The organism is Janthinobacterium sp. PC23-8 (assembly GCF_002250505.1).
Taxonomy (GTDB): domain Bacteria; phylum Pseudomonadota; class Gammaproteobacteria; order Burkholderiales; family Burkholderiaceae_D; genus Janthinobacterium.
The window spans coordinates 1884507-1906010 of record NZ_NJGY01000001.1 but is presented as its reverse complement, the minus strand read 5'-3'; the positions used below and the strand labels follow the sequence as shown (position 1 = coordinate 1906010).

Below are 21504 nucleotides of genomic sequence, written 5' to 3'. Positions count from 1 at the left end.
GGAAATTGTTAAATATTTTGACTAAATTGTATTGGTAAGCGCCATTCCCTGAAGCTCGCCTTCAAGTAATGTCCGCTGTGGTGCAGAAACTGGCCGATAGAAGTGATACGCGATTACTTCCAACTTGAAATGCTGTATAAGTGGCAAGGGGTAGGGCAATGCTATATCCTTTTGACCAGCGTGCTTAAACCCGACCGTAACGGTCTTCAAACCGAACGATATCATCTTCTCCCAGGTAGCTGCCTGATTGGATCTCAATCAGTTTGAGCGGCACCTTGCCGGGGTTGGCCAGCGAGTGCACCACGCCCAAGGGAATATAGGTCGACTGGTTTTCTGTCAGCAGATATTGCTTGTCACCATTGGTGATCTGGGCCGTGCCCGAAACGACGATCCAATGTTCGGCACGGTGATGGTGCATTTGCAGCGACAGCTTGGCGCCTGGTTTGACGGTGATGCGCTTGACCTGAAAGCGTTCGCCATTGCCGATCGAGTCATATGAACCCCACGGACGGAACACCTCACGGTGCATCGTCGCTTCCGTGCGGTCCTGCTTGATCAGTTGCGCGACCAGCGTCTTGGTATGTTGGGCCTGATCCGCATCCATCACCAGCACGGCATCGGCAGTTTCCACAATGATTGTGTTGCGCATGCCGATGGCGGTGACCAGACGGCTATTGCCATGGACGAGGCAATCGTTGCAATCTTGCATGATCACGTCGCCATGTGCGCTGTTGTTGCCGGCGTCTTTCTTTGCCACTTCGCGTACAGCCGCCCATGAGCCAATATCATTCCAGCCCGCATCGAGCGCGATGGTGGCTGCATGCGTGGTGTGCTCCATCACGGCGTAATCGACAGCGATATCCGGGCTTGCTGCATAAGCGTCGTGATCGAGGCGAATGAAGTCGAGGTCGCTCTTCGCTTTTGCCGACGCTTCGCGGCAGGCTGCCACGACGGCAGGTTGGAAACGTTCGAGTTCTTCCAGATAACGGCTGGCGCGGAACACGAACATGCCGCTGTTCCATAAATAGTCGCCACTGGCTATATATTGTTGCGCCAGTTCCAGGGCCGGCTTTTCGACGAACTCCACGATGCGTCGCACTTCGCCCGCTGTTGCATTTTCGGCACGGATGTAGCCATAGCCAGTTTCTGGGCCGGCAGGCGTGATACCGAACGTCAGCAGACTACCTTGTTCAGCAGCAACGCGCGCCAGCTTGATAGCGCGGTGGAACGCTGGCGTATCCAGGATCACATGGTCCGATGGCAGCACTAGCAGGATCGGATCTTCGCCGTTTTCCATTGCCTGCAAAGCTGCAGTGGCGATAGCGGGCGCCGTATTGCGGCGCATGGGTTCGAGCACCATGCGCGCATCGCTCAGTCCGATTTCACGCAACTGCTCGGCGACGACAAAGCGCGACGATTCATTGCAAACCAGCAAAGCTGGCGTCATTGCCTCCAGACCTGCGAGACGTTGCAGCGTCTGCTGCAGCATGCTGTTCTCACCGGAAAGACGCAAAAACTGCTTGGGAAAGCCTTCGCGAGAAAGTGGCCACAAACGTGTACCGGAACCACCACAAAGAATCACGGGAACAAGAGGAGTATTCATTTATGCATCAATTCAAAATTTAAAATAAATTAATGGACGGGCTGGGCATCCAATCCACCCAAGTTAAGTCATTCAGCAATTTTTCTGAGTCATTGATTTGTGCGGCTTTTGACCCTTCTTGTGTGGTGTCTAGCGATTTTCACGATGGCGATAGAGCAGCGGTTTGAGCGCAGTGTGGGCATAGGCATGATTGACGCGTTTGCTGTCGGGCAGAGCGGCGTCGGCATGCGCGGTCAGGGACAGCTTGGCGCGCGCCTGTTCGTATGCCTCGTGGACCAGTTGGGCTTGCTGGCGAAGATGGGCGAAGACGGTGTCCAGTTCGGCCTGAATGCTCATCCGCATGCCCTTCCGCATGATGGCGACCAGCGTCGCCAGCGGCAGCTTGCGACGGCGCGAAAGCGCGGTCGGATGATCGGTGTGGCGGGCATCGTGGATAAACTCTGTTGAACATAAACGGGCCGTGAAATCTTGAAACAACGTGGTCAGAACGGACATGGCGGCCAGTGGAAATAAAAATCCACACTGCACGCCGCGATTTTAATCCGGCCTAAATTCTGCTCAAGGTCAAAAAGGCCTGTCTGGTCATCATCGGCAAGCTGCTCACCGACAACGGCAGCCAGTTCACGGACCGCTAGAACCCGGAAACCGACGAGCGCATCCCTACCTGGCAAGCATGCCTTTGACGTCCTGCGCACGCAACTGGTAATCGAACATCGCTTGATCTCGCCACGCCATCGGCAAACCAATGGCATGGTCGCACGCTTCAATGGCCGCATCAGCGAGATCGTCAACCAGACCCGTTGCGCCTCCAGGGCCGAGCTCGACCCAGCGCGCCCTGACATCTATGCGACATTGCGAGTTGCCGTTGAGTATCAAATAGCATCTGGCTAATAGTAAATTGTAATTAACCCGCGAGCAGTCTGACTTACTTCAACACTGTTTCGATCAAAAAAGCAACAAAAACGGCGATCGCACTCAAACTGAGCACCAGAACGGATCCAGCAGCACAATCCTTGGCAATCTTGATGCTGGGATGGAGGCCAGGGTGCAGGTGATCGAGCAGGTGCTCAAGTGCGGTATTGAACAGTTCCGCTGCCAGGACCATTCCGCAATTGAGTAGCAGCAGCGCCCACCACATCATGGCTGGCCTCACGCATGCCAGCACGATGAGTACGATCACTGCGGCAAGACATTGCAGGCGAAAGCTCGACTCCATGCGCAGCGCGGCACTTATGCCTTGCAGAGCAAAAACCACGCGATTATAAAAAGGCTGGTTCTTCATCGGGACAACATGCTGGGGCTAGGTAATTGACAGACATGAAAACAAATTTCTAGTTGAAATAGATCGTACGGCACTGTTTGCCCATGTTGCACGATGAATAGCAAGCAGGCGCACTTGCCAGCGTATTCATTTCGATGTTGCGTACTGAAAAATAAAAAGCCCGTTTCAAATCGAAAGGGGCTTTTTTGCTGAAATTGACATCATGCATGCCAATCTCACACTCTGTCAGGCTGGTGCCTTATGGCTGAAATTCAACCGATCGGCTAAAGCCTGCCTTGTGCTGCCTGGGCAGCACAAGGATTAATGATGAGAGGTGGTGCCGTGGTGGCTGGTGGTGGTCGAATCCGAGCTTGCGGCGCCAGCGACAACAGCAACAGCTGCGCCGATAGCGATCAGCGCGCTGGTGCTCAGGCCAGCAACGGTACCACCGACAGCTGCGCCGGTTGCGCCAGCTGCAGGAGCGGCTGCTGCTGGAACTGGAGCGCCGCCAACTGGAGCGGTGGTTTGGGCCATGGCTTGCGCCGAAGCGAACAGGATTGCCGAAGCGATCAGAATTTTTTTCATGGGAAGATCCTTTTTTGGTTTAACAGGGGAAAAACGCTATAACTTATGAAACTGGTACGCGATTGTAGCAACATTCGGCGTGTTAGTCTGCATGCACGCCTGATGATGGCAATTTCAGAGGCAATCCGCTCCAATACTAAAGCATTTCCATCCCTTTTCTATAGACTGTTGTAACAAGTTAACAAAATATGATTGAAATGTTTCCTTATTGCATGTTTTTTCTGGTAGTCCCGGATGCCCGCGCGACATTGATGTTGCCTTGTAACGGTGTTTGCCAAGTGCTTGCCATCCCGCGTAAAATGCACTCTTCGCGGGTGTAGCTCAATGGCAGAGCAGAAGCTTCCCAAGCTTACGACGAGGGTTCGATTCCCTTCACCCGCTCCATTTTCGCCGCCATGCGCCATTTGCGTGGCGCAGCTACTTTCTTTCATTCCCATGTCTTCTGATACCCCAGCAAACGGCCCGGCGCGGCCGATGATGTACGATCCGACCGAACACCGCATCCGCAGTTTCGTTACCCGCGCGGGCCGCCTGTCGGTGGCGCAGGCGCGCGCGCTCGAGACATTGGGGCCGCAATTTTTGCTGCCGTTCGGCAAAGAGGCGCTGGACTTCGGGCAGGTATTCAAACGCCAGGCGCCGGTGATCCTGGAAATCGGTTTCGGCATGGGCGCCACCACCGCCCATATCGCCAAGGCCATGCCGGACAAGGATTTTATTGGTGTCGAGGTGCATACGCCGGGCGTGGGCAGCTTGCTCAAACTGATCGGCGAAGAGTCGCTGAGCAATCTTCGATTGCTGCAGCACGACGCGGTGGAAGTGCTCACCCACATGATACCGGCCAATTCGCTGGCCGGCATCCACGTGTTTTTCCCCGATCCCTGGCACAAGGCGCGCCATAACAAGCGCCGCTTGATCCAGTCGCCGTTCGTGCGGCAACTGACCGAGCGCCTGGCGCCGGGCGGCTATCTGCATTGCGCCACCGACTGGGAAGACTATGCGGTACAAATGCTGGAAGTCCTTAGTGCCGAGCCGCAACTGCAGAACAGTGTCGAGGGCTATGCGCCGCAGCCGGCTTACCGCCCGCTGACCAAGTTTGAAAACCGCGGCCTGAAGCTGGGCCATGGCGTGTGGGACCTGGTATTCATCAAAAAATAACCGGACGCAAGCAAACGGGCTTGCTGGTCAAGCTTGTCCAATTGCGCTAAGCTTGACTTTTTTGCATTGATTGAGATTATGGCCAAGAAAATTCTCGTGACCGGCGCCTCCGGTTTCATCGGCTCGCATACCTGCGTCGAATTGCTGGCGGCAGGGTTTGACGTGGTTGCCGTGGATAACCTGTGCAACAGCGCGCGCGAAGCGATGCGCCGTGTCGAACAGATTGCCGGCAAGAACGTGCCCTTTTATGAGGCCGATGTGCGCAACCGCGCCGCCATGGCCGCCGTGCTGCAAGAGCACGCCATCGATGCGGTGATCCATTTCGCCGGCCTGAAGGCGGTGGGCGAATCGGTGGCCCAGCCGTTGATGTACATGGACAACAATGTCTGCGGCACCGTGGCGCTGCTGGAAGTGCTGGCCGCCGCCAATGTGAAACGCTTTGTGTTCAGTTCGTCCGCCACCGTGTATGGCGACCCGCAAGCCCTGCCCATCCTGGAAACGTCACGCTTGTCGGTGACCAATCCGTATGGCCGCTCGAAGCTGATGGTGGAAGAAATCCTGGCGGACCTGGTGCATGCCGATAAAGAGTGGCAAGTGGGCGTGCTGCGCTACTTCAATCCGGTGGGCGCGCATGCCAGCGGCCTGATCGGTGAAGACCCTGCCGGCATTCCGAACAACCTGATGCCGTTCATTGCGCAAGTGGCCGTCGGCCGCCGCGAGAAATTGTCCGTCTTTGGCGACGATTACCCGACGCCGGACGGCACTGGCGTGCGCGATTACATCCATGTGGTCGACCTGGCGCTGGGTCATGTGGCGGCCCTGAACCGGCTGTTTTCCGTTGAGGGCGGCTTTACGGTCAACCTCGGCACCGGCCATGGCTACAGCGTGCTCGATACCGTACGCGCGTTTGAAGCGGCCAGCGGCCGCTTGGTGCCGTACCAGATCGTGCCGCGCCGCCCGGGCGACATCGCCAGCTGCTACGCCTCGGCCGACCAGGCGCGTGAACTGCTGGGCTGGACGGCGCAGAAGAACATCGACGACATGTGCGCGGATCACTGGCGCTGGCAGCACCAGAATCCGCAAGGCTACGCCACCTGATTGATCTGGCTTGTGCATGAAAAATCCCGCCGCACATCACCGTGCAGCGGGATTTTTTCATGGCTTTGTCAGTACCATATTATGGATACAAGCCACGCACCTCACGCGCCTGCAGCACGCGCGTGCAGGCCAGGATGAAGGTCGCGGTACGCATCGACACTTTTTTCTCCTGGGACACTTGCCAGACCGCGTCGAACGCTTCGCGCATGATGCGCGTCAGGCGGCTGTTGATCTCTTCTTCGGTCCAGAAGAAGCTCGAGAAGTTCTGCGACCATTCGAAGTAGCTGACGGTCACGCCGCCGGCGTTGGCCAGCACGTCCGGTATGATCAGCACGCCCTTGTCGTTGAGGATATCGTCGGCGGCCGGCATGGTCGGGCCGTTGGCGCCTTCCAGGATGATTTTGGCGCGGATGATGTGGGCGCGCTCGGCGGTGATCTGCTGTTCCAGCGCGGCCGGGATCAGGATGTCGCAAGCGATGCCCCAGAAATCGTCGCGCGGCACGAACGCTTCGGCGCCCGGGAAGCCTTCGACGCTGCCCGCTTCGGCCACGTGCGCCAGCAGTTGCGGGATATCGAGTCCACCGGTATGTACGACGGTGGTCTTGTGGTCCTGCACCGCGACGATGTGCGCGCCGGCCTCGAAAAACATGCGCGCGGCCACGCCGCCCACATTGCCGAAGCCTTGCACGATGATCTTCGCGCCCTTGATCTGCATGCCGACCCTGGCGGCGGCGTCGCAGCCAACCACGTAGACGCCGCGGCCGGTCGCGTCGCGCCGGCCCAGGCTGCCGCCGAGCGAGATCGGCTTGCCGGTCACCACGCCGGTCGACATATTGCCGTTGAGCATGGAGTAGCTGTCCATCATCCAGGCCATCACCTGTTCATTGGTGTTGACGTCCGGTGCAGGAATGTCCTTGTTCGGTCCGATGATCATGCTGATTTCGCTCGTGTAGCGGCGCGTCAGGCGCTGCAGCTCGTTGCGCGACAGGGTCTTAGGATCGACGCGGATGCCGCCCTTGGCGCCACCGTAGGGCACGTTGACGGCCGCATTCTTGACCGTCATCCAGGCCGACAAGGCCATCACTTCCGACAAGGTCACGTCTTCGTGGAAGCGCACACCGCCCTTGCCGGGGCCGCGCGACATATTGTGCTGCACGCGGTAGCCTTCGTAGTGGGCGATGCTGCCGTCATCGCGCTCGATCGGCACGTCGACGGTCAGGATGCGCTTCGGGCGTTTCAGCGTTTCGACCCAGCGCGACAGGTTGCCCAGGTAGGGCGTGACGCGTTCGATCTGCTCGAGGTAGACGCCCCATGGGCCGAGGTCTTCAGGGTTGAGGTAGGAAGGCAGTGCGTGCTTGCTGGTCATGCTTGGAGCTCCTGGACAAATACGTGAGAGGCGTAACCGAATGCAGCTACGCGCAGCGGAACCGCATCGTAGGCGATGCCGGCATGCCCCGGCCAATGCTTTGTGCGCATCCGGTTATGCATTTATTGCATAGTTATTGCATCAGGATTCTGCGGCGGGACGCTGGCGGCGACGGCTGCCGCGCGCGACCTGTTCCTGCTCTCGCACCAGGTACTGCCACAGGCTTTCGACGATCGCCTTGCCGCGCCGCTGGCCGTTCGGGCGTTCGCGGTACAGGCGGATTTCCAGCTCGATTTCCCAGCCCGGGGCGCCGCCGTCGGCCAGCGCCAGGTGCTTGTACTTGACGTCGCGCTGCACCGCCGAGGCGGGCAGGAAGGCGATGCCGCGCCCTTCGAGCGCCATCATTTTCAGGCCTTCGGCCATGTCGGTTTCGTAGCAGGTGTCGAGGAACAAGGGCGTTTTCGCGTCGGCCATCAACAGTTCGACCATGCGCCCCAGGTAGGCGTTGCTGGTATAGGAAAGAAAGGGAACCGGCTCGTTCGCGCTGCCCGGCAAGACGAAATCGGGCACCTTGTCGGCGCCGCAGCGGGCATAGGCGCGCACGCTTTCGCGGCCCATCACCAGCATGTCGTAGCGGCCCGGATCGAGCTGCACCGGCTGGCGCGGATGGTGGTAGCACAGCAGCAGGTCGCAGCCGCCGTCGACCAGCTGCAGCACCGCGTCGTGCACGTTCAAGGCCATCAGGCGGCTGTTGATGGGCGCAAAACCCTGTTCCAGGGCGGTCAGCCACTTCGGCATGAAGGTCAGCGACAAGGTATGCGGCACGGCGAAGTCGACGCTGGTCTGGGTGGCGGCGCGCTTGCCGCGCAGCAGAGCGCGCACGCCATTGATCTGGCCCAGCATTTCCAGCGCCTGCTCGTAGAATACGGCGCCGGCCGGCGTCAGGCGCGTGGGGTAGGAGGTGCGGTCGACCAGGTCGGTGCCGAGCCAGTTTTCCAGCGACTGGATGCGCCGCGAAAAGGCCGGTTGTGTGACGTGGCGCAGCGCCGCGGAACGGCTGAAATTATGCGTTTCAGCGAGCGAAATGAAGTCTTCCAGCCATTTGGTTTCCATCGCCGCGCCGCACCGTCAGATCATCTCTAAAATCATGGCGACGATTTCATCGCCATACGAGGCCAGCTTTTTCTCGCCCACGCCACTGACGCCGCGCAGTTGTTCCAGCGAGGTGGGCTTGGCCTTGGCGATCTCGCGCAAGGTGGCGTCGACGAAGATCACGTAGGCCGGCACATTGTGGGTGCGCGCCGTTTCCACGCGCCACCAGCGCAGCTTGTCGAAAATCGCCTGCTCGCTGCCGGACAAATCCATCTCCACATAGCCCTTGGCCACGCTGGCGCCGCGCTTGCTGGTTTTGACCGGTTTCTGGTACTGGCGCAGCTGCACTTTCTGCCCGCCCTTGAGCACCGGGCGCGAAGCGTCCGTCAGTTTCAATGAGCTGTATTGCTCATGGTCGACGGCCACCAGGCCCAGCGCGATGGCCTGGCGCAAGATCGACTTCCATTCCGCTTCGCCCAGGTCGGCGCCGATGCCGAACACCGACAAGGAATCGTGGTGCCAGGTCTTGATGCGCTCGGACTCCATGCCGCGCAGCACGTCGATCACGTGGCCGCCGGCAAAGCGCTGGTCAACGCGGTAGATCGCCGACAGCAGCTTTTGCACCGGCACCGTGCCATCGAACGAGACGGGCGGCACCAGGCAGGTGTCGCAATTGCCGCAAGGGGAGGCCGGCTCGCCGAAGTATTCGAGCAATCGCATGCGCCGGCAGCTGAGCGTTTCGCACAGGCCCAGCATGGCGTCAAGTTTCACGCCCAGCACGCGCTTGAAGGTCTCGTCGGCTTCCGATTCGTCGATCATGCGCCGCTGCAGCACCACGTCCTGCAGGCCGTAGGCCATCCAGGCGTTCGCCGCCATGCCGTCGCGCCCGGCGCGCCCGGTTTCCTGGTAATAGCCTTCAATGCTTTTCGGCAGGTCGAGGTGGGCCACGAAGCGCACGTCGGGCTTGTCGATGCCCATGCCGAAGGCGATGGTGGCGACCATCACGATGTTTTCCTCGCGCAGGAAGCGCGCCTGGTTGGCGCTGCGCCTGGCGTACTCCATGCCGGCGTGATAGGGCAGGGCGCGGATGCCGCTCTGGTTCAAAAATTCGGCCGTCTCTTCGACTTTTTTGCGCGACAGGCAATAGACAATGCCGCAGTCGCCCGCATGCTCGGTGGTGATGAAGTCGAGTAGCTGCTTGCGGCCATTGGCCTTTTCGACGATCTGGTAGCGGATGTTCGGGCGATCGAATGACGAGACGAACTGGCGCGCGTCGTCCAGTTGCAATCGCAGCGCGATTTCGGCGCGCGTCTGCGGGTCGGCCGTGGCGGTGAGGGCAATGCGCGGCACGTCCGGGAACTGCTCGTGCAGCACCGACAGCTTGATGTATTCGGGGCGGAAGTCATGGCCCCACTGGGCCACGCAGTGCGCCTCGTCGATGGCGAACAGGGCGATCTTCGAGGCCTGGAACAGGTCCAGGCAGCGCTGCGTCATCAATCGTTCGGGCGCCACGTAGACCAGGTCGATCTGGCCAGTGCGCACCAGGCGCTCGATGCGGCTCGCCTCTTCATAGGTCTGGGTGGAATTCAAGAAGGCGGCGCGCACGCCCACTTCGGCCAGCGCGTCGACCTGGTCCTGCATCAGCGCGATCAAAGGCGAGATGACCACGCCGACGCCGTCGCGCAGCAGCGCCGGGATCTGGTAGCACAGCGACTTGCCGCCGCCGGTGGGCATCAGCACCAGGGCGTCGCCGCCGTGGCTGACATGGTCGACGATATCGGCCTGCTGGCCGCGGAAGGCCGGATAGCCGAAGACGGTTTGCAGCGTCTGCAGGGCTTGCGCGTTGAGATCTTGATTCATGGTGCCTTATTCTGCCCAGACAACCCAGCCGTAGTGGGCGCTGGCGATCACCAGCACGCCAAACACGATACGGTACCAGGCAAAGAATGTGAAGTCATGCGAACTGATGTAGCGCAGCAGCCAGCGCACGCACAAAAAGGCGGACACAAACGCGGCCAGGGTGCCCAGCGTAAACAGCGGCAGGTCGGTGGTGGACAAAATGTCGCGCGCCTTGTACAGCGAATAAAAGGTGGCCGCCAGCAAGGTGGGTATGGCCAGGAAGAACGAGAATTCGGTGGCCGTCTTGCGCGACAGGCCCAGCAGCATGCCGCCGATAATCGTCGAGCCCGAGCGGCTGGTGCCGGGAATCAGCGCAAACGCTTGCGCGCAACCGACTTTCAGGGCGTCGAGCGCGGTCATTTCATCGACCGAATTGACGCGCACGGCGACCGGATTGAGGCGCGCGCGGCGCTCGACCAGCAGAATGATCACGCCGCCGATGATAAAGGCCAGCGCCACCGGCACCGGCTTGAACAGTGCATGCTTGATCATCTTGCCAATGGCCAGGCCAATGATGGCCAGCGGCAGGAAGGCAATCGCCACATTGAGCACGAACTTGCGTGATTTCAAGTCGGTACTGAAGGTCGAGAGCACCGAAGCGATGCGCGCGCGGTATTCCCAGCACACGGCCAGGATGGCGCCGGCCTGGATCGCGATCTCGAACACATCCATCACGTCTTTCGACACATCGTTGGTAAAGTCGAGCAGGCTGCCGGCGAGGATCAGATGGCCGGTGGAGGAAATTGGCAGGAATTCGGTAAAACCTTCAACCAGCCCCATGATAATGGCTTTTAATGCAAGAATCAGATCCATGTACGTTATGTAGTAAGTGAGTAAGCAAGCAGAGGAGGGGGAGGGCCGCGCGGCGTTTGCCATCCGCGCGGGGTCGAAGCTTACCACGAGAGCGTGTGGCCGATGCGATTGAGGCGCGCTCTGGCAACGCTTTTTTAGCGCCGCCAGCAAGGCCGGGCGAGGATCAGGCGGCGTGTTTTGCCGTCGAGGTTGGCGCTGCGGCCAGACGCGCGCTGGCCGCCACCAGCAGCAGCGCGCCGCCGAGGATGGCAAAGGCGAGGTTGAGGCTGGTGGCGTGGGCGATAAAGCCGATCACGGCCGGTCCGGCCAGGATGCCCGCATACCCGATGGTGGTAATGGCGGCCACCGCCAGGCTGGCCGGCATGGCCGTCTGCTGGCCGGCCGCCGTAAACAGGATGGGCACGATATTGGCCGCGCCCAGGCCGACCAGCACAAAACCGAACAGTGCCAGCGCCGCGCCGGGCGCCAGCACCGCCAGGAAGAAACCGCCGGCCGCGCACAGGCCGCCAAAAGCGAGTACCCGCTTGCCGCCAAAGCGGCTGACCACCTTGTCGCCGGTAAAACGGCCAACTGTCATGGCGATGGCAAACGCGGCATAACCGAAGCCGCCCTTGGCTTCGTCCAGGCCGCGCATGCCGGTCAGGAACAGGGCGCTCCAGTCGAGCACGGCGCCTTCGGCGAGGAACACGATAAAGCACAGCAGGCCGATCAGGATCACGGCGCCATGTGGCATGACGAACAGCGGCGTCTTTTCGCCAGTGGCCGAGACTGTGCGCAGCAAGTGGCCTTGCGAGGCGCCCATCACGGCAGCGAGCACCGCCATCAGCGCCACGCAGGACCAGGCGGGCGTGAAGCCCAGCCACAGCAGCAGTGCCATGCAGGCCGCGCCGGCAAAGCCGCCCACGCTGAACAGCGCATGAAAGCCGGACATCATCGCGCCGCCATTGGCTTTTTCGATAATCACGGCCTGGATATTCATGGCCACGTCCATGGTGCCCATGGCCGCGCCAAAGGTCAGCAGCACCAGGCCCAGTTGCAGCGGCGTGACTGCCAGCGCCAGCCCCGGCAGCACGGCGATCAGCACTGCGCCGGCGCACAGGATCACGCCGCGGCAGCCGAAGCGGCTGGCCAGCACGCCTGTAAATGGCATCGCGCACAGGGAGCCAGCGCCCAGGCACAGCAATAAAAAGCCCAGCGTGGCTTCATCGAGGCCCAGGCGCGCCTTGGCGTAGGGCACCAGCGGCGCCCAGGCCGCCATGCCGAAGCCGGCGGCAAAAAAGACCAGGCGCGTGGCGCGTTGTTGCAGGGTACCGGTAAGGTGCATGGCGTGACTTTCAAAAAAAGTAAAAGAGGTTCAGCGGGCGCGGGCGCGCAGCACCTGCACGCCTTGCCGTTCAAACGCGGCCACGTGCGTGGCGTCGGCGGCCGCTTCCAGCACCAGGTGCTGCAGCAGGCCGGTGGCCAGCACGCCGAAGGGCGCGGCCGTGCCCAGCTTGTCGCTGGTCACCGCCACCACCACTGCCCGGCTGGCGCCGGCGATGTTGCGCTTGAATTCGGCTTCGTCGTAATTGAAGGCGGTCACGCCGGCGTCGGCGTCGGCGCCGCAAGCGCCCAGAAAACACAGGTCGGGATGCATGCGCTCGACCGTGCGCAGCGCCTGCGGCCCCAGGCTGGCGCCAGCGCGCCGGTCGACCCGTCCGCCTGCCATGATCAGCTCGATCTCGGGGCGCTCCATCAGCGCCATGGCGATCGCCGGCGCATTGGTGATCACCGTCAAGGTCAATGGCGGCAGCGCGGTGGCGATCGCCAGGTTGGTCGATCCTGCGTCGAGAAACAGCACTTGCCCGGCGCGCACCAGCGACACGGCCGCCTGCGCCAGGCGCGCCTTGCTTTCGGGCGACTGGTGCTGGCGCTGGCCGAGGCTGCCGCCCTCGGGCGCCAGCGGCAGCGCGCCGCCATACACGCGCTGGCACAGGCCGGCGGCGGCCATCTCGCGCAGGTCGCGCCGTATCGTGTCTTCCGACACCTCGAGCTGGCGCGCCAGGTCCAGCGCCAGCACACGGCCGTCGGCTTGCAATTGTTGCTGGATCAGCGCGTGGCGTTGTTTGAGTAGCAAGTTGGCGGTCATGATGATCTTAATCGTGCAGGAATGCGCATAAATATACGCAAACGTGCAGATTACGTCAAGCCTTGCTCAAGGCAGCTGGTGCAGGTCACAACTTTGCCATTAAGATATAAATAACGGTTACAGTTACCGTATTCAATGGGAGGCGACGGCATGACGACAGAGAAGTTTTCAATGGCAACCCTGTTGCGCATTACCGTGCGCCGCCATGGCCCCGCTTGCCTGGCGATGCTGGTGGCGCTTGAAGCGATGCATTATTTCCGCCACGGCGGGTTTGTCCTGACGGACGTGCGCGATGGCGTGATCGCGCTGTGTGTCTTGGGTCTGGTGTCGCTGTTGATTGAATACAAGCGCATGGTCAATGGCGTGCGGGAAGCGCCGCCGAAACACTGAACTTGCCGGATGGACGGTATGTCAGGGCGCAGTCAGGCGCTCCAGTTCGCCCAACCACTGCACCGCATACTCACGGCTGTCGCCACACATGTCCATCGATGGCTGCAAGCCGCCGCAAAACGCCGGCCGCTCGGGCTGGCCAAAGATGCGGCATAAATTGTCATCGGCCAGCTGCACGCAGCGCACGCCGGCTGGCTTGCCATTGGGCATGCCTGGTATCGGACTGGTGATCGAGGGGGCGGTGCAGCAGGCGCCGCAGGATGGGCGGCATGCCAGGGGAGCGGAAGACGGCATGGCGATCAGGTGAAAAGCGGGCTGGGGCCGACAGTATAGCAAGCCCCCGCCGCGCTGACCGACTCCCGCTTATTGCACCACGCGCACGCGCGAACCGGATACGGTGCGTCTGGCCGGCTCGCCATGCACGGTGATGCGGCCCGAGCCGCTGGAGCGGGCGTTGACTTCGCTGGTGGCGGTGGCATCGATATCACCCGAACCGTTGCTCGACAAATAGGCGATCTCGCTGGTGAGGGGCGCCAGGTTCATATTGCCCGAACCGTTGACATTGGCGTCGAGGCGCTGCGCCACGCCGCTGGCGCTGATGCTGCCCGAGCCATTGACGGCCAGATTGACCCTCTCGGCGCGCAGCTGGCCCAGGTGGATGCGGCCCGAGCCGTTCTGCACCGCGTCGCTGTTGCCGCTGTTCAACCCGGCCGCGTTGATGCTGCCCGAACCGTAGTTGGCGAGGTCCAGCCGCGCCACCTTGCCCGACAGTTCGCTCTTCATGGAACCGTGCTGCACCAGGGTCAGGTCGCCGCCGTTGAAGCCGCTGGCAAACAGGCGCCCGCCGTTGATCATGCTGATCTTGTTCAGGCGCGCGGTGGTGTAGATGATGTGGATGTCGCTGCTGCGGCGCAGATTGGCGTCGCTCCAGATGCGCAGGGTATTGCCGCTCACTTCGCTCTGGATCAGCGGCAGGAGACTGCTGTCGGCCTCGATGACCAGCGAGGTCGCTGGGCCGACGCGCACCTCGACCCTGGCGTCGGCATTGCCCAGATTACCGATATCGAGCACCGTCGCGTTGCCCACCGTGCGCGCATCGCGGCTCAATTGCGCGTTGCCGTCAACGGCCTTGCCGCCCGAGTCCGCGCTGTAGCGCACGTCGCCATCGTTGGGGTTGATGACGATGGCGCAGCCGCCAAGGGCGACTGCGCAGCACAGGGCCAGCAAAGCACGCATGATATTTCCTTTGTGATCGTTGATAAAAAAAAGCCGGCGGCCGCGCTGCGGCTGCCGTGCTGTCGATATCAAGATAACAAACCGTGCTCCTTGCCTATACTGGAATGCGATGAACTGCGCAAAACAGGGGGTGAACTGCGCTTACCAGTATCCCAGCACCTTCCACCAGGTGGTGCCCACCACGGCAAAAATCGCCAGCTCGACCAGGCACATGACCAGCCCCGTGCGCCACCAGTTACCCATCGTCACGAAACCGCTGCCAAAGATGATGGGCGAGGTGCCGGTGGCGTAGTGGGTCAGGGTCATCATGATGGCGGAACCCGCCGTCATCATCAGCATGAACGGAATCAAATACTCTGGCGGGATCAGCTGCGCGCCCACCGTCAGGAAGGCCAGCAGCATGGCGCTGATATGGGCGGTAGTGCTGGCAAAGAAATAGTGCGAAAACACGAACACCAGCACCAGCACGCCAGCCACCGGCAGCCAGTCCATGCCGCTGGCAACGATGGCGCCCTTCATGCCGCTTGAAAACCAGGCGATCACACCGGTCTTGTTCAACTGCTCGGCCATCATTACCAGCGCGCCGAACCACACCAGCGTGTCCCAGGCGCTTTTCTCGGACAGCACGTCGTCCCAATCGATGGTGCCGGTAATGATCAGGACGAACAGGCCGACAAAGGCCACTACCGTCGGGTCTAGCGAGAACGCCGGGCCGAACAGCATGGCCGGAACATTGGCCCACAGCACCAGCAGCAAGCCAAAGGTGCCCAGCATGACTTTTTCGGCGGCCGACAGCGGTCCCATGGTTTTAAGCTCTGCCTTGGCATAGTCGACCGCGTCCGGCGTGGCCTTCAGCTCCGGTGGCGACAGCCAGTAAATCACGATTGGCATTACCAAGAGGCACACCAGGCCCGGCAGCAGCATGCACAGCGCCCAGGTGGTCCAGCTCAGGTGAAACTGCTGATTGCTGGCACGGGCCACATAATCGACCACCAGCGGATTGGGTGCGGTGGCCGTCAAAAACATGGCCGAAGTGATCGGGTTGGCGTGGTAATTGACCAGCGCCAGGTAGGTGCCGACCTTGCGCTCGGTGCCCTTGGCCGGATCGGAGTCAAATGCATTGGCGATCGACTTCATGATCGGGTGCACGATGCCGCCGCCGCGCGCCGTGTTGCTGGGCGTAAACGGCGCCAGTACCAGTTCGCAGATCGCCAGGCCGTAGCCGATGCCGATGGTGCGCTTGCCCAATAGCGAAATGAACAGCAGGCCGATGCGGCTGCCCAGGCCGGTCTTTTTCAGCCCGCGCGAAATCAGGATGGCGACGACGATCAGCCAGATCAACGGATTGGCAAAGCTGCTCAGCGCATCGGTGATGGCGCCCTTGGACGAGGTGGACGTGACTTGCGACAGCGACACGATGACGATCGCCATCATGGCCATCACGCCGATCGGCATCACTTTCAGGATGATGGCGACGATGGTGGTGAGAAAAATCGCCACCAGCGCCCAGGCCTTGGCCGTCAAGCCATCGGGTGTCGGCAGCAACAGCAGGGTAATGAGCACGATGGTGGAAATGACGGCCGGGCCCAGGCGAAAGGGCACGGCCTCTTTGAAATGGCGCAGCAACTCGCTGACAGTCTTGAACATCTGGATCCTCTCTGATTCCCGCCTGCCGGTGACGGCATGCGTTAAGGCAACATTGCAAAACCATCATAAGGCAATGCAGCCCGGCAGAAGACAGGTATCTGGGCAAGAATGCAGCGAAGTCAATTTTTCGGCAATCAGATGCTCGCGCCGCGTCGCAGCTGCACGCCGATGCGGCGCATCTCGCCGACATTGTTACGCTGGACGTCATTGAGCAAGTTGGTCATAATATTTTGCAATCAGGCCAATGCATCATCTTCCATCCGAGGTTCTATCCACCATGTCGAGCATTGCCATCACCGATCTGACTGTGCCCAGGGACGTCGACAGCGTCTCGCGCCCTGTTGTGGCCTTGAGTGCCACATCGGTAACAAAAAATTGGGAAAATGCGCGGCATCAGCACCGCAAGGCGCAGCTGATCTATTCCGCGCGCGGCATCCTCAACTGCGAAATCGAAGACGGCGTCTGGATCGTGCCGCCGCAGTGCGCCATCTGGATACCGGGAGACTTGCCCCACTCGGCACGGGGGGCGGGTGAAACGGAATGCTATTGTCTGTTCGTCGAGCCTGACGCCGCACCGGACCTGCCGAAAACCTGTTGCACGATTTCGGTATCGCCATTGCTGCGCGAGTTGATGCTGAAGGCGGCCGGTATTGCTGAGTTGTACGCGCCGGGCGGGCGGGAAGACCGGCTGATTGCCGTATTGCTCGATGAATTGGTGGCGGCACCGGTGGAAGACTTGCATCTGCCCATGCCGCGCGATCCCCGCTTGCGCAGCCTCGCGGAAATGATGCTGGCCGACCCTACGGACAAAACTTCGAAGGCCGATTGGGCTACGCGCATAGGCATGAGCGAGCGCAGCATGAGCCGTCTTCTGCCGCACGAAATTGGCATGAGCTTCGGGCGCTGGCGCCGGCAGTTGCATGTGATCCTTGCGCTGCAAAGGTTGACCAAGGGTGACAGCGTGCAAACGGTGGCGTTTGAGCTGGGGTATGAAAACGCCAGCGGCTTCGTCACCATGTTCCGCAAGGCGGTGGGCAAGCCTCCGGCGCGCTACCTCTCGGATCGCGCGAGCGGCGCGCAGCTTGCTCCCGTGCCCGGCATCATGCTCCCCGATGGCATCTCAATCTGACTGGGCCAGGCGGTCTTGACCCGGGACCACCCACTGCCGTCTACCCCGCTGTCCGGCCAGGCACGCTGGGTTAAGCGCAGCGTACCCACGTTGGCAAACTGTTGCATTGCGAAATCAGGTCAAAATATTACTCAATACGGCCGGCGTACTGGGAGTGACCGCAGTTGGAGGGCCCTCACCGGAGTAATGCCGTTCAGTTAAGCTGTCTGATGCATTGAATGCGTGAGGCCTAAAAACGTAGAAACGGCGGGCCGGGGACGCGAGCCCGAGAAAATGCCGATGGCTGCGTTGCAGCTCCTCGCCGTACATGCGTACTGTCTTCGTCGCTGCGCCTTGCCCTCGACATTTTTCGGACCCGCTTGGCCCGGTGGGCCTGTGCTGGAGACCGAGGCCTCAATCCGTTTTGCGGGTTTCCTGGCAGCGTAGGCGCGCTAACTGAACGGCATTACCCTCGCCGGAGGGCTTTTTCGCGTCACCAGCAGCTTTCTAGCCAAAGTGGCGCATCGCCCGACGAAATCCTAATTTCTCAGCCTCCTGCGCTGTCCTTACATAGAGCTCACCACGCGCGGGGCTGATGCGCACCCGGTCATACTGCTGGTCGAACGGTAGGTGATAAATTTTGTTCCGGCCGTTAACATTGCATTTGATAAGGGGGTAGTCCTTGCTCATGTCAAGTGCGTATTCCGGCGAACGTGACCAGCCATTCCGGCGAACGTGACCGCTGCGCAGCGGATGGCGTTACGCGGTCAAATTCTAATCCCTGCGGTCACGATGGGTCGATATTTTTCTCGATATTTTTCTCCTTTTTGGTTGTTTTAGGTCGCTGGGCACGCAGCGAATCGCCGGTCAGCGTGAAGCGGTGGTTGCGCTGCATGACGCGGTCCAGGATGGCGTCGGCGATGGTGGCGTCGCCGATCCAGGCATGCCAGTGTTCGACCGGCAGTTGGCTGGTGATGATGGTGGCCTTGTTGCCGGCGCGGTCGTCGATGATTTCCAGCAGATCCGAACGGGTCATGCTGTCGATGGCTCCCATGCCCCAGTCGTCGAGCACCAGGACGTCGGTCTTGGCCAGTTGTAGCAGCCATTTGCCGAAGGCGCCGCTGCCGTGCCGGATGCGCAGTTCTTCCTGCAAGCGCGGTACGCGCTGGTAGATCGCCGAGTAGCCACGCCGGCAGGCGTACTGCGCCAGCGCGCAGGCCAGCCATGATTTTCCGGCGCCGGTGGGGCCGGTCACCAGCACGCTGTGGCCGGCGCTGACCCAGTCGCCCAGGGCCAGGCTCATGACCTCGCGCCGGTCGATGCCGCGACCAGCGCGCGCGTCGATGTCCTCGATGGCGGCCTGGCCATATTTAAGGTGCGCGTTCTTGAGCAGTCGCGCCATCTTGCGGTCATTGCGGGCGTGGACTTCGCGGTCAATCAGCAGCGCCAGGCGCTCTTCGAAACTCAACGCGCCCAGCCCAGGTTGGGCTAGCTGCTCTTCCAGGCCGGCGGCCAGGCCGTCGAGTTTCAGTGTGCGAAGTTGCGCCAGGGTGGTGTGCATCATCATCGTCATACTCCGTATTATTTATATTGTTTATATCGTTATTGATAGTAGCCAGGGCCGCGCAGGTGGGCGTGGTCGGGACTCACCCAGTCGTCAGTGGTGGCCGGCGCGCTTTTGTCGCGATTGTTTTTTAGGATGTCATTGACGTGGCGGTACTGGCAGGCGCCGATCTGCAGGGCCAGCGTGCACGCCGATTCGAGCCGCTCTTTGCCATAGCGCTTGGCCAGCGACAGCAGTCCAAGACAGGCGCGATAGCCGTGCTCGGGATGGCGGTTTTCGGCCATCAACCGGGTCACCGCTTCGGCCGTTGCCGGGCCAATACTGGACCCCCAGTGGATTAGTCGTTGCGGTGTCCATTCCATCTGGGCGCGGTGGGCGGCGGGCATGTGTGCCGGGGTCGTGGTGAAGCCGCCGACGCGGCTGTTGCGGGCGTGGCTGGCGACGCGTTGACCACGATGGAGCAACTCGACCACCGCCGTGGTGATGCGCGCCTCGAGCTCCTGGCCGACCAATGCTTGCGGCACGCTGTAGCGGTGACGTTCGACCTCGACGTGGTAGTCGATGTGGACCTTGACGGTTTTGAAGCGGGCCATTTCGTAGCGTTGCAACGGCAGTGGCAACAAGGCCGGCGCGTCGATTTCCGCGAAGGTGCTGGCGCGGCTGCCTGGCAGCTTCTGGAACGCCTTGTCGTTGAGCCGTGTGAGCAACGGCGCCACGGCCTGATTGACCTCGTGCACGCTGGCGAACTGCTGATGGCGCAGGCGCGCCATGATCCAGCGTTCGACGATTTGCACCGCCGATTCGGCCTTGGCCTTGTCCTGCGGATGGTAGGGCCGGGCCGGCAAGATCGAGGTGCCATAGTGACGCGCGAAGTCGAGCACCGTGTCGTTGCCGCGTGGCTCGTAGCGGTTGGCGTCGGCGATCATCGCCTTCGGATTGTCCGGCACGATGAGCTGCGTTACGCCGCCGTAGAAGCTCAACGCACGCGCCGTCGATTCGAGCCAGTCGGCCATCGTCTCGCGCGGTGTGGCGCAGGCGTAGGTATAACTGGAGGCCCCCAAGGCGGCCACGAAGACATGGGCGCGGCTGCCGTCGGTGAGCGCGATGGTGGGGCCGGCGTAATCGATGAACAGCTTCTCGCCGGCGCGGTGGACCTGGCGCATCGAGCGCTTGAGCTGCCTGGCGAAGCGGCGGTAATTTTCGCAGAACTGCGTGTAGCCGTAGGTCTGACGATCGGCATAGTCGGCGCGGTGTTCTTCCCACAGCAGCATCAACGTCATGCCCTTGTGGCGCAGCTCCTGGTGCAGGCGACCATAATCGGGCTGCACATAGTCACTCGCCTTTTGGGCGCCGACCAGCAGGCGCCGCTCCAGCGCCGCCTCGTCCATGCTTTGTACAGTGAGCCAGTCCAGGCCCGCTGCCGCAGCCAGGCCAGCGTACTTCGTGACCACACCTTTCGACAGGCCGAGTGCATTGGCAATCTGCTGGTGCGACAATTTGGCGTCAAGCTTGAGCCGTAGTACGTCCTTAATTTTACGCATATTGATCCTCGGTGCGGGCACGCCATCTCCAGTCAAAAGCTGGGAGCGTACCCGTTCGGTTGCAAAATGCGTAACGCCATCACTGCGCTGTACAACACCATTCCGGCATCGTGACCAGTCATTCCGGTATCGTGACCGCTGATTCCGGACAATGCCCGAAATCGGTCACGTTCGCCCGGAATGGGCGGTCACGTTCAAACGGAATGGCTGGTCACGATGCCGGAATCACTGGTCACGTTCGTCCGGAATACCCAAAGACTACGCACTTCTACGCCAAGCTGCTTCGCTGCGAAGACCGCAGTGTCCGACAGCTTGGTCGTAGCTGCAAAAACTGGTTTTATCCGAATGTTTCTCAGGTCTGGTCGACTTAACAGGGTGTTGAAAAAGGAACCCAGTCCTTCGGATTTTGTCTCCCGACATGCGATTTTTTTGGGCTGGAAGCCGCTTTTTTCATAAAAAGCAGTTTTCAGCCACTTTTCAGGCCGATTTTTGGCATTTTTTAGCGCTTTCTACCCACTTTGGACGGAGCTATCCCACCATCGCCGATAACCGCCAGCCAAAGATCGTCGCCATGCGTGTCAGGTTGTAAGCGGCGAAAGTAAACGTGGTCTGGGCACGCACTTTCGCAAGGCCGACGAAGCGCGCCTTGCGCAGTCCGCCGATGGTTTTGCTCCAGCCGAAGATCTCTTCGACCAGTTTGCGTTTCTTGATGCTCACCGCGTAGCCCGCATGGCGCGTGGTGCGTCCATCGATGGCGCTGTGTTTTTTTTGCGCCACATGCGGTGTCACGCCCATAGCGCGCAGTTCCTTGACGAACGCGGCCGCGTCGTAGCCCTTGTCGGCGCCCAGCGTCGCGCCGGCTTTGTCGATGCTGCGCCCGGCCATGATCAGCGCCGCGTCCCGTTCGGCCGTTCCACTTGCCAGCGTGGTGGTGGCATCTACCACGAGGCCATTGCGGTTCTCCATCAGCGCGTGGCCCAGGTAGCACAGCCTTGACTTATCGCCGTCGCCTTTCTTG

20 protein-coding genes, 1 tRNA gene and 1 pseudogene are annotated in these 21504 nt (G+C 61.1%); 6 read left to right on the top strand and 16 right to left on the bottom strand.

Annotation, left to right across the window (positions count from 1 at the left end; genetic code table 11):
- Nucleotides 1–184 precede the first annotated feature (184 nt).
- Together CD932_RS08255 and CD932_RS08250 are read right to left on the bottom strand one after the other, a co-directional pair.
- On the bottom strand, nt 185–1603 hold the full coding sequence (locus CD932_RS08255; protein WP_094442210.1) for a mannose-1-phosphate guanylyltransferase/mannose-6-phosphate isomerase: 1419 nt from the start codon (nt 1601–1603) through the stop codon (nt 185–187).
- A gap of 129 nt (nt 1604–1732) precedes the next feature.
- Entirely contained in the window at nt 1733–2098 is a 366-nt protein-coding gene (locus CD932_RS08250) for a hypothetical protein (protein WP_254926516.1), read from the bottom strand.
- An 89-nt stretch (nt 2099–2187) separates the two neighbouring features.
- On the opposite strand from CD932_RS08250, the pseudogene CD932_RS29290 reads away from it, so the two are divergent.
- Nucleotides 2188–2404, top strand: a pseudogene (locus tag CD932_RS29290) (IS481 family transposase); the annotation flags it as partial.
- A 124-nt stretch (nt 2405–2528) separates the two neighbouring features.
- Here CD932_RS29290 and CD932_RS08240 read toward each other — a convergent pair.
- Nucleotides 2529–2885: a diacylglycerol kinase gene (locus CD932_RS08240; protein ID WP_094442208.1), complete on the bottom strand. Its 357-nt coding sequence runs from the start codon at nt 2883–2885 to the stop codon at nt 2529–2531.
- A 300-nt stretch (nt 2886–3185) separates the two neighbouring features.
- Nucleotides 3186–3449 carry a hypothetical protein gene (locus CD932_RS08235; protein WP_094442207.1) on the bottom strand — a complete coding sequence of 88 codons (264 nt, stop codon included), beginning with the start codon at nt 3447–3449 and terminating at the stop codon, nt 3186–3188.
- A 310-nt stretch (nt 3450–3759) separates the two neighbouring features.
- On the opposite strand from CD932_RS08235, the gene CD932_RS08230 reads away from it, so the two are divergent.
- The 3 genes from CD932_RS08230 (at nt 3760) to galE (ending at nt 5702) form a co-directional block, all read left to right on the top strand.
- Nucleotides 3760–3833, top strand: a tRNA-Gly gene (locus CD932_RS08230).
- 51 nt (nt 3834–3884) lie between these two features.
- A complete protein-coding gene (gene trmB, locus CD932_RS08225; protein WP_094442206.1) occupies nt 3885–4604 on the top strand; it encodes a tRNA (guanosine(46)-N7)-methyltransferase TrmB in 720 nt (239 codons plus the stop codon).
- Between the two features lie 78 nt (nt 4605–4682).
- Nucleotides 4683–5702: a UDP-glucose 4-epimerase GalE gene (gene galE, locus CD932_RS08220; protein ID WP_094442205.1), complete on the top strand. Its 1020-nt coding sequence runs from the start codon at nt 4683–4685 to the stop codon at nt 5700–5702.
- Nucleotides 5703–5781: 79 nt separating this feature from the next.
- Here the strand turns inward: galE and CD932_RS08215 are convergent, their stop codons facing one another.
- The 6 genes from CD932_RS08215 to CD932_RS08190 form a co-directional block, all read right to left on the bottom strand.
- Nucleotides 5782–7068 carry a Glu/Leu/Phe/Val dehydrogenase gene (locus CD932_RS08215; RefSeq protein WP_094442204.1) on the bottom strand — a complete coding sequence of 429 codons (1287 nt, stop codon included), beginning with the start codon at nt 7066–7068 and terminating at the stop codon, nt 5782–5784.
- A gap of 141 nt (nt 7069–7209) precedes the next feature.
- Nucleotides 7210–8181 (bottom strand): LysR family transcriptional regulator, encoded by a 972-nt coding sequence (locus CD932_RS08210; protein ID WP_094442203.1) that lies wholly within the window; start codon nt 8179–8181, stop codon nt 7210–7212.
- 15 nt (nt 8182–8196) lie between these two features.
- On the bottom strand, nt 8197–10020 hold the full coding sequence (recQ, locus tag CD932_RS08205; protein ID WP_094442202.1) for a DNA helicase RecQ: 1824 nt from the start codon (nt 10018–10020) through the stop codon (nt 8197–8199).
- 6 nt (nt 10021–10026) lie between these two features.
- Complete coding sequence (locus tag CD932_RS08200) at nt 10027–10872, bottom strand: undecaprenyl-diphosphate phosphatase (protein WP_094442201.1); 846 nt, start codon at nt 10870–10872, stop codon at nt 10027–10029.
- Between the two features lie 163 nt (nt 10873–11035).
- Nucleotides 11036–12196 (bottom strand): MFS transporter, encoded by a 1161-nt coding sequence (locus tag CD932_RS08195; protein ID WP_094442200.1) that lies wholly within the window; start codon nt 12194–12196, stop codon nt 11036–11038.
- A 30-nt stretch (nt 12197–12226) separates the two neighbouring features.
- The gene (locus CD932_RS08190) at nt 12227–13000 is read right to left on the bottom strand and encodes a DeoR/GlpR family DNA-binding transcription regulator (RefSeq protein ID WP_094442199.1); all 774 of its coding nucleotides are present in this window, start codon (nt 12998–13000) and stop codon (nt 12227–12229) included.
- A 171-nt stretch (nt 13001–13171) separates the two neighbouring features.
- On the opposite strand from CD932_RS08190, the gene CD932_RS08185 reads away from it, so the two are divergent.
- Nucleotides 13172–13390 (top strand): hypothetical protein, encoded by a 219-nt coding sequence (locus CD932_RS08185; protein WP_094442198.1) that lies wholly within the window; start codon nt 13172–13174, stop codon nt 13388–13390.
- A gap of 21 nt (nt 13391–13411) precedes the next feature.
- Here CD932_RS08185 and CD932_RS08180 read toward each other — a convergent pair whose 3' ends face one another.
- From CD932_RS08180 to CD932_RS08170, 3 genes are all read right to left on the bottom strand, one after another.
- Entirely contained in the window at nt 13412–13609 is a 198-nt protein-coding gene (locus CD932_RS08180; RefSeq protein ID WP_254926609.1) for a Fe-S-cluster oxidoreductase, read from the bottom strand.
- A gap of 144 nt (nt 13610–13753) precedes the next feature.
- A complete protein-coding gene (locus CD932_RS08175) occupies nt 13754–14626 on the bottom strand; it encodes a DUF2807 domain-containing protein (protein ID WP_094442197.1) in 873 nt (290 codons plus the stop codon).
- A gap of 141 nt (nt 14627–14767) precedes the next feature.
- Complete coding sequence (locus CD932_RS08170) at nt 14768–16273, bottom strand: DASS family sodium-coupled anion symporter (protein WP_094442196.1); 1506 nt, start codon at nt 16271–16273, stop codon at nt 14768–14770.
- 277 nt (nt 16274–16550) lie between these two features.
- Between CD932_RS08170 and CD932_RS08165 the strand changes: the two genes are divergently transcribed.
- A complete protein-coding gene (locus tag CD932_RS08165; protein ID WP_094442195.1) occupies nt 16551–17402 on the top strand; it encodes a helix-turn-helix transcriptional regulator in 852 nt (283 codons plus the stop codon).
- A 766-nt stretch (nt 17403–18168) separates the two neighbouring features.
- Here CD932_RS08165 and istB read toward each other — a convergent pair.
- The 3 genes from istB to CD932_RS29285 all read right to left on the bottom strand — a co-directional run.
- Nucleotides 18169–18948: an IS21-like element helper ATPase IstB gene (gene istB, locus CD932_RS08155; protein WP_094443534.1), complete on the bottom strand. Its 780-nt coding sequence runs from the start codon at nt 18946–18948 to the stop codon at nt 18169–18171.
- A 35-nt stretch (nt 18949–18983) separates the two neighbouring features.
- Entirely contained in the window at nt 18984–20507 is a 1524-nt protein-coding gene (istA, locus tag CD932_RS08150) for an IS21 family transposase (RefSeq protein WP_094442193.1), read from the bottom strand.
- 507 nt (nt 20508–21014) lie between these two features.
- Nucleotides 21015–21504, bottom strand: a 490-nt coding sequence (locus CD932_RS29285) for a transposase (protein WP_254926515.1), incomplete at its 5' end; no start/stop codon positions are given.